Raw genomic sequence first — 19,102 nt, 5'->3', positions numbered from 1 at the left:
TCGCAGCAGAGCTACGAGGTATCTATCCAAAAAGCTTTAACTGTTTTTGTTGAAATGCTTTATAAGAAGGTTTGCCTGAACCTTGATTCTGTACATAATTACGTAATTTCTGCTCATCACCATGTTTACCTACTGTGCTCATAAAATATCCTTTACTCCAAAACTCACTTCCCCATAATTTTTCTTTAAGATTTGGATATTTCTCAAACATTTTCTTAGAAGTAATACTTTTTATGATTTGAGTTATTTTTGTTGGGCTATACATTGGTATTGACTGTAATAAAAAATGTACGTGATCTTTATCTACTCCTATTTCTAAAAATCTAATTTCATAACGATCTTCTATGTGCTCACAAATTTTACACAAATAATCATCTAGTTCTTGATTGAATATTACTCTTCTATACTTTGCCGGCGTTACTAAATGATATATTAGTACTGTGACATTATGACTCTTATGTATATAACTGCTTTCTTCCATTCAAGTAGTATATCACGAAGCAGAGCTTCGGGGAATTAAACCCTGAGAGATTAAACCCTGCGAGATTAAAAAAGTGGCGAGTGTATCAATCTATAATTTGTATTATATATCAAATAATTTACTTTAAATTGTAGAAATATCGCTTTTAAGCTGATAAAAGCACTAAATATTTAACTTTAAATATAAATTTTTACTTTAGTCAGAAAAATTAGAATTTTTGTCAAAACTTCAGGTACGTACAATTACTTTGTAATTTCCTTAGCTCAGACGGAAAAACCAAGCCACGCGGGCAATACCGCCACTGGATGACAGTATCACTTTTTATATCACAAATCCAAATTGTTCTTTCAGCTCGTTTACAGTTTCAGATGCTCTAATTCTTGCTTTCTCTGCACCTTGGTGAAGTATTTTGAGTAAATATTCCTGATCATTCATTAACTCTAAATATTTATCACGCATCGGTTGCAAATTTGTAATAATAATTTCTGCTAAATCTTCTTTAAATTTTGCAAAGCCTTGATTCTTATAATTCTGAATTATATTCTCAAGTTTTTCTTCTGATAAGGTCGTATAAATATCTAGTAAATTACTAATCTCTGGTCTTGCTTCTTTATCATAACTGACAAAACTTAAATGATCTGTTTTGGCTTTTTTAATTTTTTGATGAATAAGATCATTATCATCTCTTAAATTAATACGAGAAAAATCTGAAGGATCGGATTTGCTCATTTTTTTACTGCCATCTCTAAGACTCATAATTCTTGTTCCTGAGCCACCAATTAAAACATCCGGTACTTTTAAAATTTCCTTATTAAACTTCCTATTAATTACGCCGGCGATATCTCTAGTTAGCTCCAAATGTTGTTTTTGATCCTCACCAACAGGCACTATATCAGCTCTATATATCAGTATATCAGCAGCCATAAGTACCGGATAGGAAAAAAGCCCAAGGCATGCCTTTTCTTGATCCTTTCCAGCCTTATCCTTAAACTGCGTCATGCGTTTTAACCAGCCGAGCGGTGTCACACAATTGAGTAACCAAGCGAGTTCAGCATGCTCTTTTACCATACTCTGAGCAAAAATCGTGACTTTATTAGTATCAAGCCCAGCTGCTAAATAAATCGCTAAAGTTTCGATAACCAATCTTTTAAGTTCACTAGGTGCTATATCAACAGTGATAGAATGCAGATCAGCCAAAAAGAAAAAACAATTATATTCTTCCTGCATTTTAACCCAGTTTCGAATCGAGCCTAAATAGTTACCAAGATGCAAAGAACCGGTGGCTTGCACACCTGACAGAACAGTTTTTTTCATTTTATACCTTTATTATTGTATTCATTAACAAATATATGTTATATATATACCGTGAATACTTCAAAAGTTGGTAAGTCAAATAAGCGGTGAGTCTGCGGAACGTAGATAAACTACGTGAGCAAAGACGAGTCCCGAATTTTGACTTATACGAAGATCAACTTCAAAAAGAGCTATGAGTTCATAAGACGAGGAGCGGCAGCAGTTACTTAATACGTGGCTACCTGCGTACTTATAGAACATTGTCACCAATTTTTGAAGTTCTATCTGAGTATTTACCAAATCTTGAAGTATTAAAGGTATACCAAATTAATATTTAATTTTTACTATATGCTTTGGCGTTTAAGAATTTTATCATTTTACGGATTATTATCGTTATTTACTTTTATCTTTTTTCTTATATGTTACATACCCGTAACGTTTTTCAATGTCAACTATCAAATAAGATATAGGATCGCTGTTATCTTTTCTGATGCTTTTGTGTGGCTTGCAAAAATTTGTTGTGGTTTGAAATATGAGGTAGAGGGGCTTGAGAAATTGCCTAAAACCATGTCAATAGTTGTATCTAACCATCAATCCTTTTGGGATCAGATGTTTATGCAGCTTATTATCCCTAAACATTCGTGGGTATTAAAACGTGAGCTATTTAATATACCGCTACTTGGTTGGGGACTTCGTATGGTTAAGCCGATTGCAGTAAATCGCGGCACTAATAGTTCAGTTGCTCAAATTTTAAGAGAGGGTGAGGAAAAAATCAAGGAAGGTTTATGGTTAATAATATTTCCTGAATCAACAAAAGTTCCGCCTGATAGAACAGTAAAATTTAAGCCAAGTGCTGTAAAGCTTGCTTCTATTACTAAAGTGCCGATAGTAATGATGGCACATAATGCCGGCTTATTTTGGCCTAGAGGTTTTTGGTTTAAACAGCCTGGAACTATAAAGGTAAAAATTATTGGAGTAATAGAAAGGGAAGAAGTAGAACAGACCGAAGTACGTATTCTTAACGATAAGATTGAAGAGATAATTAATAGCGAAAAGCAAAAATTATTAAATTAGTCTTGGATTAAGAAATAATTAGTATTATCATACAATTACCAACTATTCTTATGGAGGTATAGCTTATTTCACTAAGGTCCTTACATGGTGGTAATGTTTAATATGTCATATAATAAGGCATCCCACAAATTTAGTGTCAGTATCTTAATGGATTAAGCTATATTATGAGTAATACAACAGCATTAACATTAATTGCAGTTATCGATAGCAAGCAAATGATGCTTTACGATGCTCAAGGAGTTAAAATTACTAATAATAAGCCTTTAAAGTTACCTTTAGATTTAGAAGAGCATCACCACCATAGAGAAAAAAGACAGAGTTTATACCAAAATAAATCTACACCTGCTTCATTGTTCGAGCCTCATACTTCTTTAAAAGATATAGAGCATAAAGAAGCAGCAAAAAGCGTTATAAAACATTTAGAAAAAGCAGTAGGTCATGACCAAGCTAAATATAAAGAGTTAATTATAGTCGCTGAACCACAAATGCTCGGTTGTGTTCGTCACGAGCTTAAAAATGGTCTAAAAAAGATGATTACTAAAGAAATAGCGAAAAATTTAGTGCAGCATAATGCTGAGGCAGTTGAGAGGGCAGTGTTCTCTTGATGAGTCGTTATTGCGAGGAAGTATTGCCTATGTGAATAAAAGAATGTTGTCATCCCGTGGCTTGACCACGGGATGACAGGGTGATAAAGTTTCCGTTCGTAATGACGCAAAGTTTATTAACAAAAACAAATTAAATATTACAAATAATTATGTCGCGAATTTATTTTAACGGTCCTGAGGGGCGAATCGAAGGAATATATGTAAAAGCAGAAGCATATAATGCTCCTGTGGCATTGGTTCTTCATCCCCATCCTTTGCATGGCGGTGATATGAATAATACAGTAGTGTATAACGCCTATAAAGTTTTATCTGAGCATGGCTATACGGTTTTACGTATCAACTTCAGAGGAGTAGGGCATTCAGAGGGTAACTTTAATAATGGGGTGGGTGAGGTTATAGATGCCGGAACAGCACTTGATTGGTTACAGCAGAATAATCCAAACGCTCAGTCTAATTTAGTATTAGGGTTTTCATTCGGTGCATGGATAGCTATGCAGCTTGTGATGAGACGCCCTGAAATAAATAACTTTATTGCTATTTCGCCTCCGGTAAATAAATATGATTTTTTATTCCTTTCGCCTTGTCCTATTCCAGGATTTGTATTACAAGGTGATAGTGATAGTATAGTCTCAGCTGAAGCGGTGAAAGATTTAGCAAGTAAATTATCTAAACAACAAGCTCATATTAAGGTTGGATGTAAAATTATTAGCGGTGCTGACCATTTCTTTCGTTATAAAATGGAAGAATTCTCTAAAGCAATAGGGGATTATTTAAGAACATTAGATCATGGTTATCCGCAAAATAATAATAATGTAAACGAAGAATCGAAGAGTCAGAAAAAGTTGTTTTTGTATTAAATGGATGTCATTGCGAGCCACTGAAAGTGGCGTGGCAATCTCATGAAGTAAAACTCCTAAGATTGCTTTGTATTACATAACCTCCTCGCAATGACAGAAAAATCAAGCCATGCAACAGCAAGAGAACCTAATCAACTGAAGTTTTGACAAAAATTCTAATTTTTCTGACTAAAGTAAAAATTTATATTTAAAGTTAAATATTTAGTGCTTTGATCAGCTTAAAAGCGATATTTCTACAATTGAAAGTAAATTATTTGATATATAATACAAATTATAGATTGATACACTCGCCACTTTTTTTAATCTCTCAGGGTTTAATTCCCCGAAGCTCTGCTTCGTGATATACTACTTGAATGGAAGAAAGCAGTTATATACATAAGAGTCATAATGTCACAGTACTAATATATCATTTAGTAACGCCGTCAAAGTATAGAAGAGTAATATTCAATCAAGAACTAGATGATTATTTGTGTAAAATTTGTGAGCACATAGAAGATCGTTATGACTGAAGTTTTGACAAAAAATTTTTAATGATGCTCCTCGCAGCAGAGCTACGAGGTATCTAAAAAAGTTTTAGTTGTTTCTTATGATATCACGAAGCAGAGCTTCGGGGAATTAAACCCTGAGAGATTAATTCTTTGGTGCCCTTATTATATGTAATAGTTGAGATTATATCTTACATTTAGTAAAATAAATTAATTATTAAATGGAGATAAAGAATGAACTTAAATCAAAAAATAATAAAACCAAAATTAGGTTTACTTGAATTAGCTAAGAGCCTTGGTAGTATATCATCAGCATGTAAAGCGATGGGATATAGTAGAGATAGTTATTACAGATTTAAAGAACTGTATGAAACTGGTGGCGAAGAAGCGTTGTATGAAATTAGTCGAAGAAAGCCAATAATAGCGAATAGAGTTGATCCTGCTGTAGAGAAAGCAGTACTAGATATGGCAATAGAATATCCAGCATATGGTCAGCTAAGAGTATCAAATGAGCTTAAAAAGACAGGTGTACTTGTATCACCTGGGGGAGTAAGATCAATTTGGTTACGTAATGATTTAAACAACATCAGTAAAAGACTTAAAGCATTAGAAGCAAAAATGGCTCAAGATGGTATTGTGCTTACTGAGGCACAATTACAAGTGCTAGAGAAGCGTCGTAATGAAAAAGAAGCTCATGGAGAAATTGAGACACAGCATCCAGGGTATCTAGGATGCCAAGATACATATTATGTAGGCAACTTTAAGGGTATAGGTAAGGTTTATTCTCAGGTATTTATTGATAGCTACAGCAGAGTAGCTGATGTTAAACTATATACTGATAAAACAGCTTTAACTGCTGCTGATATGCTTAATGACCGAGTGTTACCATGGTATGAGACTCAAGGGATACCAATACTTCGTATTCTGACAGATCGTGGGTCAGAATATAAGGGGAATATAGAGCATCATGCTTTTGAATTATTTCTAAGTATCGAAGGTATAGAGCATACTACTACTAAAGCATATTCTCCTCAAACAAACGGTATGTGTGAGCGTTTTAATAAAACCATGAAACAAGAATTCTTTGATACAGCTATGCGGAAAAAGATTTATACAGCTCTTGATGACCTACAATTAGATCTTGATATCTGGCTAGAGTATTTCAATAATGAAAGACCTCATTCTGGTAAATATTGTTATGGAAAAACTCCTATGCAAACTTTTAAGGATAGTAAGAAATTAGCTGTTGAAAAGAATAATGAAATCTTGTATCTTGAATATGTATCTGACAGTCAAAATTTAACTGACAATCAGGGGCAAAATTTATAGTGTCTGTAAGATCAAATATTAACTTCTACATATTATAACCAGCAACTATATTTACTCGCTCAGTAGCAAAACCTGCTTGCTCTGAGTAAGCTCTTGTTCCTCTTTCTGACCATCCGTACAACATGGTTATATTATTACTTACCCCCAATTTCGTCACAATACAGAAGTTTATCAGATGCTATTTGATCAATATATTCCACAAATTGTTTTCTAGCTTCTTCATCCCTGCCTTTGTATTTTGGCTCTTTTTTTATATGTAATTTTCATTCTATGCAGCGTGTCATAAAATGTGCTCATTGGCAGCTCGGGCGCTACTGCATCTCTTATATCTATAGCTCGGCTATCAGGATTATTTGCTAAAAATTCAATTATATTCTCCTTATTAACCTGAATTATGGATTAGCTAATTTTGAGATATAGCAGGTTTGTTAGGTTTCATACAGTATGCAATTAGGGCGGATAAGATATGTACAAAGGCATTCCAAATTGATCTATGTCTTGTATGTTCGATCTCGAAAGCACCCTTCAGCACACTAAATAGTCCGTCCGCCAAAACTCTACAAGCCTTATAGATAATATGGTTTTAAGACAAGAAGTAATACAACAATCCGTAAGAAAATGATAAAATATGGTCATAAACCTTATGGATTTCAGTCAATGCCAATAGACAACATTATCAAATCGCAAGAACAAGGGAAACTGTTTGGTTATAAATTAAAAGAGGAATTAAACCCAAATAATAAGCTATATAAATTAAGAGAATTAATAAATTGGTCTAGGCTCGAAGAGTGGTTATCAAAAAATGTTTGTATTAAGAAATTTGGTAGAAATAGAAAATGTCATAGAGTGATGCTTGGCATAACGATGCTACAAGCAATGTATAATTTTTCAGATTCATTATCAGAGGAAGAGCTAAAAGAGAATATGTATTGGCAGTATTTCTGCGGGTGGGAATATATAGAAAAAGACATAGCTATCTCGGAAACTAGTATACGACGGTTTCGTAGTGTATTAGGTGAAGCTGGATATAATGAGATATTATCGGAGTTGATCAGGGTTGGGATAAAAACTAACACAATTAAAAAAAAAGATTTGGAATTAATCATCGCTGATACGACTGTACAAATTAAGAATATCAAACACCCACACGATGTTTATTTAATGGATAAAGCTAGGCTTAGCATAGTAAAGCTTTGCAACAGTTTGGGTATACATTTGAATGAAACATACGCTAGAACCTATAAACGCGATATAGTAAAGCTATGGAAATATAAAGAACATAGTAAAGCCAAGAAGCGTTGGAAAATAATGAAGCATTTAAAAATATTACTGGGTCGTTTGATTAGAGTATGTGAGCGTGAGATCAAAAATAAGCAATTAAACTTGTCTCTCAAAAATCAAGAAGTATTGCAAAAAATAAAACAAATACATAACCAATCTGTTTTAAAAAGAGAAGCTAAAAAGCAATATAAAGAAGATAACAAAGTATTATATAGTTTTCATGCCCCTGAAGTAGAGTGTATAGGAAAGGGAAAACGCAACAAGCCATATGAGTTTGGCAATAAAGTAGCGGTAGTAGTAAGTGGTCGTAGAAATTTTGTTTTATCCGCAAAATCGTTTCATAATAATCCTTATGATGGTCATACATTGCATCAGAGCTTTGAAGCAGTAGAGAGTGTCACTGGAATCAAGATAAAGAAATCATTTGTTGATCTTGGGTATAGTGGTAGCAATGTAAAGGAGAAGAGTAAGGTATATACCCCAAAAACGCGGAAGAAGTTGTTACAAGAGGACAAGTCTATGATCAAGAGACGCAGTGCCATAGAACCAATAATAGGTCACTTAAAGCAATATGGTCGGATGGGTAGAAACTTCTTGAAAGGTATGATAGGAGATATTATCAATCCAATAATCTCTGCTATTGGTTTGAATTTACGATGCATTGCAAATCATTTACAAATCGTGTCTAACTCCACATAAATCAAAAATATCATCATGCAAAAACTAGATGAACGATAAAAAATCGTTAACAATAGCTCCATATCAAAATTAGACCAACACAGAAATGTATCAGTAAAAATTAACATAACTTATTAATTTTTATTGAAAATCTTAGCAATTTGTTGTCAAAACTCTATCCCATTACAAATGATCAGGATTTGAAGTGTTTTTGGCGGATAGACTAAATACTGTTTCGATAATTGAGCGTTTGCGTAATAATATTTTTTCAAATAATGGCATAAGTTTATTCTTCATTTTCTTCTTTATGCCAGTTACTAACTTGATTCCTTTGCTGTATAGATCATCAAAGAGCTCCTGTTTGATATAACCCTTATCGCCAAACAATAAATCCCGTGATATGTTTGGTGATTATCGAAACCGGCGCTCTATCATCTACATTACCAGGCGTTAGTTTTAGACCTTGAATCTCACCTTTTTCGTTAATCCCTGTTGGGTTAAATTCCCCGTGGCTTGCCACGATTATTTTCTTGGTGCATATTCTAGCTTGTGTTACTTCTTATGCTATCACTAAATCTCGTATAAAACTTGATGCTTTAGCTCCAGAACAACTTCTCTTATCCTAAATTGGCGTTTTGCCGGCGTTACTAAATGATATATTAACCTGAATTCTGGATTAATCTAGGTTTGGAAGTAAGTATTTACAAGGGATAGAAGATACTCTATATAATTTTTAGCAAAAAAACAAGAGTATCCCCATGAAGAAAGATATTACTGCATTATTTTGTTTTGTCGATGATTTTTGTAAAATTAGCGAGCAGTGGATTAATAAATCATTTCTACCATTAATTAATAAAAACCCTACAAGAAAGCCTGAAATAAGCTATTCTGAGCTGTTAACAATAGTGCTTTTATACCATCAATCACCTTGTAAAAACTTTAAATATTTTTATATGTCCTATCTACAATTATATAAATCAGACTTTGTAACTCTTCCATCATATACTCGTTTTATAGCTCTAAAACCAAGAGTTCTGAGTTATTTAGTTTTATTACTTGAATGGTATATGCAGGCAGCTCAATCTACGGGAGTTTCTTATATTGACGCCACATCTTTAGAGGTTTGTCATCGAAAAAGAATCTCTCGTAATAAAGTCTTTGCCGGTATTGCTGCTTTGGGTAAAACAACAAAAAGTTGTTTTTTTGGTCTAAAATTACATTTGGTTATTAACGAAAAAGGTGAGATTCAAGGTCTAAAACTAACGCCTGGTAATGTAGATGATAGAGCGCCGGTTTCGATAATCACCAAACATATCACGGGATTATTGTTTGGCGATAAGGGTTATATCAAACAGGAGCTCTTTGATGATCTATACAGCAAAGGAATCAAGTTAGTAACTGGCATAAAGAAGAAAATGAAGAATAAACTTATGCCATTATTTGAAAAAATATTATTACGCAAACGCTCAATTATCGAAACAGTATTTAGTGTGCTGAAGGGTGCTTTCGAGATCGAACATACAAGACATAGATCAATTTGGAATGCCTTTGTACATATCTTATCCGCCCTAATTGCATACTGTATGAAACCTAACAAACCTGCTATATCTCAAAATTAGCTAATCCAGAATTCAGGTTATTAGTACTGTGACATTATGACTCTTATGTATATAACTGCTTTCTTCCATTCAAGTCGTATATCACGAAGCAGAGCTTCGGGGAATTAAACCCTGAGAGATTAAACGAGCATAGTAAAGATTTTTTACGATTTTTCTTGAATTATGCTGTATTTTTTGCTATGAATCTTCTTGGATAGGTGGCCGAGCGGTTTAAGGCACTAGTCTTGAAAACTGGCGTACGGGCAACCGTACCGTGGGTTCAAATCCCACCCTATCCGCCAGCTCTAAAAAAGGCTCTGTCTCATCAATTGTGTAAATTTCGTGAACCATTAAATTCTACCATCAAATTTGATCATAAAATGAGCCATAGCTTCATTCCAATTGGGGATAGGCATAGACCATTTTTTGGTAATATAATCAATTGTCAGATATAAAACCTTAAATACTGCGTCATCATTTGGAAAGATGCGTTTATTCTTAGTAACTTTTCTCAATTGGCTATTCAGCGATTCTATCGCATTTGTAGTGTAAATAATCTTACGAATCTCCTTTGGATATTGCAAGAAAATTATCAAATTATCCCAATTATTATACCAAGATTTAGCTATATGCGGATATTGCTTACTCCATTTTTGATCAAATGACTCAAGAGCTAATTCTGCTTCTTTTTCAGTAGCAGAAGTATAGATTAGTTTCAAATCCGCTGCTAATTGCTTTCTATCTTTATATGATACATATTTGAGGCTATTCCTGATCTGATGGACAATACAAATTTGATGTTCAGTTTTCGGATATACTGATGCAATAGCATCAGACATACCAGTTAGATTATCACTACAAGCAATTAAGATATCTTTTACTCCTCGATTCTTCATTTCAGTAAAATTACCAAGCCAAAATTTAGCTCCTTCATTCTCACTTATCCATAAGCCTAAAATATCCTTTCTGCCAGATAAATCTATTCCTAAAGCTACATATACTGATTTATTAATAATAAGTTTATCTTGTCTTACTTTCACTACTAAACAGTCAAAATATACTATAGGGTATACTGATTCAAGAGGTCTACTCTGCCAAATCTTGACCTCATCTATTACTTCATCTGTAATCCTGCTGATTAGGCTCTCACTGATCTCAGCTCCATATAATTCTTGCAATTGTGTTTTAATATCAGACACACTCATACCCTTCGCATATAAGGATATTATCTTTTGGTCTAAGCCATCTATTCTTGTTTGTTTCTTTGAGACTATTATAGGTTCAAATTTACCTTGTCTGTCTCTTGGAACATTTAGCTCTATAGTACCATTCTCACTAATCAGATTCTTACTAAAACTACCATTCCTCGCATTCTCAGTTCAGCTCTATCATACTTGCTATAACCTAAATGTTCTGACATCTCAGCATGCAGTGCTCGCTCTAAAATACCCTTGGTTAATTCCTTAATTAATCCATTCTGACTTAGTACTGTTTTTAAATCTACTTCGCCTTCTATCAGCAAATCTATTGCTTCATTTATTTTTTTATTCTTCTCTATTTGCATTTCTGTTACCTATATTTTTAATTACTTCTAATATAGGCTCAACAAAAATTTACACAATCATTGCAAAAGACTCCTAAAAAAACCCTTTATTCCTCATAGTTTACCTGTTGAAAAAGCAAAAATATCATCAAATATTTTTCAAAAAATTCCCTACTTATAAAATAATATTTATATTTTTTGGTAAATATTTAGAATATCTTTCTAAAGAATTTTTTATTGCTTCAAAGGATATTGTAAAAAAATAATCTTTGTCTGTTTCGTCTACTTTAATTGCTCCAAATCTTTCATGAAATCTCCAAACAGATTCATTTTCTTTTCTTACATCAAAGTGAGCTTTAATAAAACCTAGGCTAAGTGCATAACTATATATGATTAAAGCTGACTCAATAGAGTAGCCACTTGGTGTATTAGCCTTTAAAATCCATGATCCCCAACAAAACGAATCTTCTTGAGCATCATAAAGTCGTACTGTTCCAACTTGCTCTAAATTTTGATCTTGGATTAAAAAATATAATTGGGAATTATCTTGCTTATATTTTTTAATCCATTCAATTTGTTGTAATAAATCGTTAGAGGTTGAAGAGAGATATTTAGATTTAGTAGTATCAGTTCTTAGATTTAAAATAAACGAACTATCTTCTACCTCTACATCGCGTAATATTAGGTGATTGCCAATAATTTGTTTGGGTTTTATAAAGCTTATTTGGGGCATAGGGATTTGCAAAAATAATTATTTTAATCTCTCAGGGTTTAATTCCCCGAAGCTCTGCTTCGTGATATCATAAGAAACAACTAAAACTTTTTTAGATACCTCGTAGCTCTGCTGCGAGGAGCATCATTTTCAAATAAAAATATTTTGATATTTACAATTATGCAAGAAAATAATATAATAAACGCTTTATTAGGAACTAATTAGTTGATATATATTTTGAACATGTAATTTGGTTGCTAAGCTAATTAGTTATAGGTATTACTCCTCTTGCCTAATCTCAAATTCATTTTGACTGTATACTCATTATTAATTTAAAGAATTAGTTCTACAAAACTTCAAGGAATTCATATTTTAGTTCCTTGCTTTACTTTGAACTCTCTAAGTGATTTGATATATACAAATTATTACTTTAAATCTTGTAATTTATGATTATCTTAAAAAAGATTCTAGCCAATTTAGACACAACAAAATATAAGCTAGCTAATATTTTAAATGGGTTAGGCATAAAAAGTGCTTCCTTAACTGTTAAAATTGAACCTAGAATATTATCTGCTGTTAATAAAATTTTATATTTGTTACGCTACGCTATATTTTGTGCTTCAAAATGTTTAATTTCAATTGCAATTTGGTTAAATCCTAAAAAACAAATATTTAGAGAAAATTTAGCTTCTTTGAGAACCATCCTTAAAATTAAATATGCAGGTCTAAGTATTCAAAAATCTCATGATTTAAATACAAACACTCAAGAAACTCAGGATGTAATTTTTAAAAGCCCTTTAAAAGACATTTTGAATTATTATTCTGTCTCTGAAGGATGTAAATTATTATCTCACAAAATAAAATTTTTTGATACTAACAAAACATTAAAATTAACTAAACCTAAAGTAATAAATAATGATTTTCATGTATCAGAAAAATATAATTGCACAATAAAATTACCAGATACTTATCTTGCAGAAATAAATAATGCAATTGTAATCGGGGGTACAGATCTAATATTAAGTAATAATACAGCTTTATATGATGGTCTTGATAATAATGATCAGTATATTATTTATGGCGAAGAAAGCGACTTCTATCTTAAAAAATATGTTTACCATATTAAATCTATAGATATTGTAAATAAGATTAATGAAAAAAACTTGTCATTTGAAATAATAAAAAATCCCCAAATCATTGATAGCGGTATTCATCTTATTAAAGATCATTCCAAAAACTACTATCATTGGATTGTAGAATGTTTACCAAGGCTTAGTTTAATTCAAGGATTAGACAAAAAAATACCATTATTAATTGACGAAGATCATTACCCCCAATCATTAGAACTCCTAAAAATGTTCAATTTGGATAATAGAGATTTAATAAAGCTTGAAAGAAAAAACGGATATTTAGTAAAAAATTTATATTACCCCTCCCCATTATCCTTAATTAAAGACAATGTTAATACCCCTAATTATTCAAATGCAGTAGTGATTGCTCCCAAAGCGATACAGTTTGTAAAAAAGGTAATATCTAAACAATTTAATAACCCTAAAAAGGCATTTCGTAAACTTTATATATCAAGAAAAAGAGCTACATATAGAAAATTACTCAATAGTGAAGAAATTGAAAATTTCTTGATTACTCAAGGATTTGAAATTGTTTACCCAGATTTTTTATCAGCCCAGGCACAAATTGAATTATTCTCAATGGCACAAGTTATTATCGGTCCTACGGGTGCGGGTATGGTTAATTTAATTTTCACTCCTAAAGATTGTAAAATATTAATTTTAAGTAGTAACGTACAAGAAGCGAATTTCCGAGTATTTCATTCTTTAGCTATGAGCCTAGAAATGGATTTAAAATTTTTGATAGGAGCTCATACCAATACTCAAATCACATCACCTATGCATTCAGATTATAGTATTGATATAGATTTATTAAGCAAATATGTAAATTCTCTACAAAACTAAGGCTTGTAGTTAGTACATGATTTAATGTATAAGATATAATAATTTTATCCACAACAACTTATTAAATAGTTTATGAAAGGTATAATTTTAGCAGGCGGTTCTGCTACTAGGCTTTACCCTGCTACAAAATCTTTATCAAAGCAGCTCTTAACGGTTTATGATAAACCGATGATTTATTATCCTATTTCAGTATTAATGCTTTCTGGAATCAAGGAAATCCTAATTATTACTAACAGTGTATTTCTTTCTTTATATCAAGATCTATTAAATGATGGTAGTCATTTAGGCATTAATATTCAGTATGCTATACAAGATACTCCTAAGGGTCTTGCGGATGCTTTGATAATAGGTGAAGATTTTATAGGAGATTCTAATGTGTGCTTAATTCTTGGGGATAACATTTTTTATGGTCAAGGACTAGTATCAATATTACAAAATGCTAGCTCTTTACAAGAAGGAGCGAAAATTTTTGGTTATTATGTTAAAGATCCAGAAAGATATGGGATTGCTGAGATTTCTTTTCCTAGCTGTAAAGTATCAAGTATTGAAGAAAAACCTCAAAACCCTAAATCAAATTATGCTATAACTGGTTTATACTTTTTTGATAATTCAGTAGTTAAAAAAGCAAAAGCAGTTAAACCTTCAAAGCGTGGGGAATTAGAAATTACATCAGTTCTTCAAGCTTATTTAGAGGAAAATAACTTAAACATAGAAGTATTTGGACGTGGCGTAGCTTGGTTAGATACAGGTACATATGACAGTTTACTCGAGGCATCGAATTTTATTGCTACCATCGAGAAAAGACAAGGATTAAAAATTGCCTGTTTAGAAGAGGTAGCATATAATTGTAAATATATAGATGCAGAAATGTTACTAAAACTAGCTGAACTTAGCCCTAATTCCGATTATTGTAAATATTTAAAAAATATTTATTCTCACCCTAGGTGTTCTATTTTAAATACACAAAGATAAAATTTTAAAAATGCAGAGAAACTAAAAATGGATAAAGTTATTTTAATTACAGGAGGTGCCGGATTTATTGGTAGCCATTTAGTAGAATATTTTTTAAATAAATATAATAATTACTATATTATTAATCTAGATGCCTTAACTTATGCTGCTGATATCAAACGCCTTAATCATATTAGCAATAAACAAAATTATAAATTTATTCATGGCAATATTTGCCAAATCGACTTAATAGAAAATTTATTTAAAGAATATAATATATCCGATGTAATTCATTTAGCAGCAGAATCGCATGTAGATAATTCACTAGCTAATCCAAGAATTTTTATAGAAACTAATATACAAGGTACTTTCAACTTACTAGAATCTGCAAGAAATCACTGGTCATCACAAGATAATATAAACTCCAAATTTTTACATATTTCTACTGATGAAGTATATGGTAGCTTAGGTGATACAGGTTATTTCTCTGAAAATTCTCCTTATGCTCCAAATTCCCCTTATAGTGCTTCTAAAGCTTCCAGTGACTTTTTAGTTAGAAGTTACTTTCACTCATATAATTTACCGACAATAATTAGCAATTGTTCAAACAATTATGGACCAAGGCAACATAATGAAAAATTAATTCCTACTATTATTAGAAAAGCCTTAAATGGTGAGCCAATCCCAATTTATGGTAATGGAAAAAATATTAGAGATTGGTTGTATGTAGAGGATCATTGCTCTGCTTTAGACCTTATTTTCCATAAAGGCGTGGTAGGTGAAAACTACAATATAGGTACACGTAACGAACAAACTAATTTAGAACTTGCTAATAAAATTTGTAATATTTTGGATGAATTAAGACCTCACACTGATTCTACACCTTATGCCAAACAAGTAACATACGTAACAGATAGAGCGGGTCACGATTTCAGGTATGCTATCGATAATACAAAACTATGCTCAGAATTAAATTGGTCTTCTAAATTTTCTTTTATGGATTCATTAAGATTAACTGTAGAATGGTATATTAATCTCTCAGGGTTTAATTCCCCGAAGCTCTGCTTCGTGATATCATAAGAAACAACTAAAACTTTTTTAGATACCTCGTAGCTCTGCTGCGAGGAGCATCATTTATTATGAATCACAGTTATAAATTAATTGAAATTCCACGTTTTGATGACGATAGGGGAAGCTTATCCTTTGTTGAGCTAGGACAAATTTTAGATTTTCCTATACATCGTGTTTACTGGCTTTATAATTTAAAAAAAGATCGCGGCGGACATGCACATAAAAATTTAAAACAATTTATTTTTTGTACTCATGGCTCGGTAGATTTCGTTTTAGATGATGGTGAACATAACACAACCATTACTCTTGATGCACCGAATAAAGGTTTATACATTATAAAACCTTTATGGCGGGAAGTAACAAATATAAAAAATAATCCTCAAGTAATTATCTGTGCTTCAGAAAACTACCAAGAAAGCGATTATATTAGATCATACGAAGAATTTAAATTATGGAAATCAAATTTTTAGACTTAAAAAGTGCTTACACTGAAATTAAACAAGAAGCAGATAAATTATGGCAAGATGTAAATAATGATGCTTCATATCTTTTGGGAAATCGTTTAGAAAAATTCGAACAAGAATTTGCAAGTTACTTAGGAGTAAAGCATGTAATTGGCGTAGCAAACGGTCTTGATGCATTAGTTCTAAGCCTTAAGGCCCTAGGCATAGGTGCTAGCGATGAGGTAATAGTGCCTGCCCATACTTTTATAGCTTCATGGCTTGCTGTTTCCGAAATTGGAGCAGTACCTGTTCCAGTTGAAGTTTGCAAAGATACTTATTTATTAGACCCTTCAAAAATTGAGCATGCTATAACAAGTAAAACACGTGCAATTATGCCGGTTCATTTATATGGGCGTGTATGTGATATGCAACTAATTTTAGCTATAGCAAAAAAATATAATCTGAAAATTATAGAAGATGCTGCTCAAGCACATGGAGCTATAGATTTAGTTAGCGGAAAAAAAGCTGGATCATTCGGAGATTGCAATGGTTTTAGTTTTTATCCAGGTAAAAATCTAGGTTGTTTTGGTGATGGTGGATGTATATCAACAAATGATGATAAAATTGCTGATACGCTAAAACTACTACGTAATTACGGAAGTAAAGTACGTTATAGTCATGAAATCATAGGGAAAAACAGTAGATTAGATGATTTGCAAGCAGGAATACTGTCTATTAAATTAAGATATCTTAATGAATGGAATAAAAAAAGACAAAGAATTGCTAAAATTTATTTACAAGAATTAAACATTAATGATATAGTTTTACCTCAATATGATGACGGTAATGTATGGCATATATTTCCTATAATGACTAAAAAACGAGATCAATTAAAAGATTATCTTGTTAGTCAGGGGGTACAAGTTATAATTCACTACCCTACCCCAATATACTTACAACCTGCTTATCAAAATGTGAATTTAAAAGTTGGTTCTTTTGAGTTAACTGAAAAAATTAGCTCAGAAATTCTTAGTTTACCAATAGGACCTCATTTGACTGAAGAAGAGGCTATATTATGTACAAAAAAAATTAAAGAGTTTTTTAATAGGATTAGTTAAAGTTTATTAATTAAATATAAATGGATATAAAATGAAGAAGTTAGCAATAATATTATTACTGACCATAGGATTTGGTATGGAGTCTTTCGGAGCAAAAAATACAATTTAAATTGCTAAGGTTGTGGCTCTGTTTCATCAATTGTGTAAATTTCGTGAGCCATTAAAGGCTCTGTCTCATCAATTGTGTAAATTTCGTGAACCATTAAATTCTACCATCAAATTTGATCATAAAATGAGCCATAGCTTCATTCCAATTGGGGATAGGCATAGACCATTTTTTGGTAATATAATCAATTGTCAGATATAAAACCTTAAATACTGCGTCATCATTTGGAAAGATGCGTTTATTCTTAGTAACTTTTCTCAATTGGCTATTCAGCGATTCTATCGCATTTGTAGTGTAAATAATCTTACGAATCTCCTTTGGATATTGCAAGAAAATTATCTGTAATAGTTGAGATTATATCTTACATTTAGTAAAATAAATTAATTATTAAATGGAGATAAAGAATGAACTTAAATCAAAAAATAATAAAACCAAAATTAGGTTTACTTGAATTAGCTAAGAGCCTTGGTAGTATATCATCAGCATGTAAAGCGATGGAATATAGTAGAGATAGTTATTACAGATTTAAAGAACTGTATGAAACTGGTGGCGAAGAAGCGTTGTATGAAATTAGTCGAAGAAAGCCAATAATAGCGAATAGAGTTGATCCTGCTGTAGAGAAAGCAGTACTAGATATGGCACAATAGAATATCCAGCATATGGTCAGCTAAGAGTATCAAATGAGCTTAAAAAGACAGGTGTACTTGTATCACCTGGGGGAGTAAGATCAATTTGGTTACGTAATGATTTAAACAACATCAGTAAAAGACTTAAAGCATTAGAAGCAAAAATGGCTCAAGATGGTATTGTGCTTACTGAGGCACAATTACAAGTGCTAGAGAAGCGTCGTAATGAAAAAGAAGCTCATGGAGAAATTGAGACACAGCATCCAGGGTATCTAGGATGCCAAGATACATATTATGTAGGCAACTTTAAGGGTATAGGTAAGGTTTATTCTCAGGTATTTATTGATAGCTACAGCAGAGTAGCTGATGTTAAACTATATACTGATAAAACAGCTTTAACTGCTGCTGATATGCTTAATGACCGAGTGTTACCATGGTATGAGACTCAAGGGATACCAATACTTCGTATTCTGACAGATCGTGGGTCAGAATATAAGGGGAATATAGAGCATCATGCTTTTGAATTATTTCTAAGTATCGAAGGTATAGAGCATACTACTACTAAAGCATATTCTCCTCAAACAAACGGTATGTGTGAGCGTTTTAATAAAACCATGAAACAAGAATTCTTTGATACAGCTATGCGGAAAAAGATTGATACAGATCTTGATGACCTACAATTAGATCTTGATATCTGGCTAGAGTATTTCAATAATGAAAGACCTCATTCTGGTAAATATTGTTATGGAAAAACTCCTATGCAAACTTTTAAGGATAGTAAGAAATTAGCTGTTGAAAAGAATAATGAAATCTTGTATCTTGAATATGTATCTGACAGTCAAAATTTAACTGACAATCAGGGGCAAAATTTATAGTGT

At 32.1% G+C, this 19,102-nt stretch carries 14 protein-coding genes, 1 tRNA gene and 6 pseudogenes; 14 read left to right on the top strand and 7 right to left on the bottom strand.

The window, feature by feature from the left end; translation table 11 throughout:
- Positions 1–22 precede the first annotated feature (22 nt).
- Together tnpA and trpS are read right to left on the bottom strand one after the other, a co-directional pair.
- Complete coding sequence (gene tnpA / locus AAHI98_RS11690; RefSeq protein ID WP_342224823.1) at positions 23–481, bottom strand: IS200/IS605 family transposase; 459 nt, start codon at positions 479–481, stop codon at positions 23–25.
- Positions 482–802: 321 nt separating this feature from the next.
- Positions 803–1,795, bottom strand: coding sequence for a tryptophan--tRNA ligase (trpS, locus tag AAHI98_RS11685; RefSeq protein ID WP_342225937.1), 993 nt, complete (start codon positions 1,793–1,795; stop codon positions 803–805).
- Positions 1,796–2,122: 327 nt separating this feature from the next.
- Between trpS and AAHI98_RS11680 the strand changes: the two genes are divergently transcribed.
- The 5 genes and pseudogenes from AAHI98_RS11680 to AAHI98_RS11660 all read left to right on the top strand — a co-directional run bounded on the left by AAHI98_RS11680 (position 2,123) and on the right by AAHI98_RS11660 (position 6,124).
- Positions 2,123–2,848 (top strand): lysophospholipid acyltransferase family protein, encoded by a 726-nt coding sequence (locus AAHI98_RS11680; RefSeq protein WP_342225936.1) that lies wholly within the window; start codon positions 2,123–2,125, stop codon positions 2,846–2,848.
- A 164-nt stretch (positions 2,849–3,012) separates the two neighbouring features.
- Complete coding sequence (locus AAHI98_RS11675; RefSeq protein WP_342225935.1) at positions 3,013–3,453, top strand: host attachment protein; 441 nt, start codon at positions 3,013–3,015, stop codon at positions 3,451–3,453.
- Between the two features lie 149 nt (positions 3,454–3,602).
- Complete coding sequence (locus tag AAHI98_RS11670; RefSeq protein ID WP_342225934.1) at positions 3,603–4,310, top strand: alpha/beta hydrolase; 708 nt, start codon at positions 3,603–3,605, stop codon at positions 4,308–4,310.
- Between the two features lie 353 nt (positions 4,311–4,663).
- A pseudogene (locus tag AAHI98_RS11665) lies at positions 4,664–4,766 on the top strand (IS200/IS605 family transposase); the annotation flags it as partial.
- 263 nt (positions 4,767–5,029) lie between these two features.
- The gene (locus AAHI98_RS11660) at positions 5,030–6,124 is read left to right on the top strand and encodes an IS481 family transposase (protein ID WP_342224693.1); all 1,095 of its coding nucleotides are present in this window, start codon (positions 5,030–5,032) and stop codon (positions 6,122–6,124) included.
- Between the two features lie 403 nt (positions 6,125–6,527).
- On the opposite strand, the pseudogene AAHI98_RS11655 reads toward AAHI98_RS11660, so the two are convergent.
- Positions 6,528–6,662, bottom strand: a pseudogene (locus AAHI98_RS11655) (IS982 family transposase); the annotation flags it as partial.
- Between the two features lie 80 nt (positions 6,663–6,742).
- Here AAHI98_RS11655 and AAHI98_RS11650 point away from each other — a divergent pair.
- Positions 6,743–8,104 carry an IS5 family transposase gene (locus AAHI98_RS11650; protein ID WP_342224717.1) on the top strand — a complete coding sequence of 454 codons (1,362 nt, stop codon included), beginning with the start codon at positions 6,743–6,745 and terminating at the stop codon, positions 8,102–8,104.
- Positions 8,105–8,302: 198 nt separating this feature from the next.
- Here AAHI98_RS11650 and AAHI98_RS11645 read toward each other — a convergent pair.
- Positions 8,303–8,570: pseudogene (locus AAHI98_RS11645) on the bottom strand (transposase); the annotation flags it as partial.
- Positions 8,571–8,841: 271 nt separating this feature from the next.
- On the opposite strand from AAHI98_RS11645, the gene AAHI98_RS11640 reads away from it, so the two are divergent.
- Both AAHI98_RS11640 and AAHI98_RS11635 read left to right on the top strand, forming a co-directional pair.
- Positions 8,842–9,702: an IS982 family transposase gene (locus tag AAHI98_RS11640; protein ID WP_342225933.1), complete on the top strand. Its 861-nt coding sequence runs from the start codon at positions 8,842–8,844 to the stop codon at positions 9,700–9,702.
- 191 nt (positions 9,703–9,893) lie between these two features.
- Positions 9,894–9,983, top strand: a tRNA-Ser gene (locus AAHI98_RS11635).
- A gap of 48 nt (positions 9,984–10,031) precedes the next feature.
- On the opposite strand, the pseudogene AAHI98_RS11630 reads toward AAHI98_RS11635, so the two are convergent.
- Positions 10,032–11,245, bottom strand: a pseudogene (locus tag AAHI98_RS11630) (IS256 family transposase).
- A 154-nt stretch (positions 11,246–11,399) separates the two neighbouring features.
- Positions 11,400–11,969, bottom strand: coding sequence for a GNAT family N-acetyltransferase (locus AAHI98_RS11625; protein ID WP_342225932.1), 570 nt, complete (start codon positions 11,967–11,969; stop codon positions 11,400–11,402).
- A 413-nt stretch (positions 11,970–12,382) separates the two neighbouring features.
- Here AAHI98_RS11625 and AAHI98_RS11620 point away from each other — a divergent pair, with 413 nt between their 5' ends.
- From AAHI98_RS11620 to AAHI98_RS11600, 5 genes are all read left to right on the top strand, one after another.
- Positions 12,383–13,909, top strand: a complete 1,527-nt coding sequence (locus AAHI98_RS11620; protein ID WP_342225931.1) for a glycosyltransferase family 61 protein — start codon at positions 12,383–12,385, stop codon at positions 13,907–13,909.
- A 72-nt stretch (positions 13,910–13,981) separates the two neighbouring features.
- Positions 13,982–14,881 carry a glucose-1-phosphate thymidylyltransferase RfbA gene (gene rfbA, locus AAHI98_RS11615; protein ID WP_342225930.1) on the top strand — a complete coding sequence of 300 codons (900 nt, stop codon included), beginning with the start codon at positions 13,982–13,984 and terminating at the stop codon, positions 14,879–14,881.
- Positions 14,882–14,908: 27 nt separating this feature from the next.
- Positions 14,909–15,940, top strand: coding sequence for a dTDP-glucose 4,6-dehydratase (gene rfbB, locus AAHI98_RS11610; protein WP_342225929.1), 1,032 nt, complete (start codon positions 14,909–14,911; stop codon positions 15,938–15,940).
- A 59-nt stretch (positions 15,941–15,999) separates the two neighbouring features.
- Entirely contained in the window at positions 16,000–16,401 is a 402-nt protein-coding gene (locus AAHI98_RS11605; RefSeq protein WP_342225928.1) for a sugar 3,4-ketoisomerase, read from the top strand.
- Positions 16,383–17,492 carry a DegT/DnrJ/EryC1/StrS family aminotransferase gene (locus AAHI98_RS11600; RefSeq protein ID WP_342225927.1) on the top strand — a complete coding sequence of 370 codons (1,110 nt, stop codon included), beginning with the start codon at positions 16,383–16,385 and terminating at the stop codon, positions 17,490–17,492. The genes AAHI98_RS11605 and AAHI98_RS11600 overlap by 19 nt, the downstream gene beginning before the upstream one ends.
- A gap of 202 nt (positions 17,493–17,694) precedes the next feature.
- Here the strand turns inward: AAHI98_RS11600 and AAHI98_RS11595 are convergent.
- Positions 17,695–17,931 (bottom strand): annotated as a pseudogene (locus tag AAHI98_RS11595) (transposase); the annotation flags it as partial.
- Positions 17,932–18,002: 71 nt separating this feature from the next.
- Here AAHI98_RS11595 and AAHI98_RS11590 point away from each other — a divergent pair.
- A pseudogene (locus AAHI98_RS11590) lies at positions 18,003–19,099 on the top strand (IS481 family transposase).
- The last annotated feature ends 3 nt before the right edge of the window (positions 19,100–19,102 follow it).

It is taken from the genome of Rickettsia endosymbiont of Urophora cardui, assembly GCF_964030725.1.
Taxonomy (GTDB): domain Bacteria; phylum Pseudomonadota; class Alphaproteobacteria; order Rickettsiales; family Rickettsiaceae; genus Rickettsia.
This window is presented reverse-complemented; position numbering and strand designations above follow the sequence as displayed.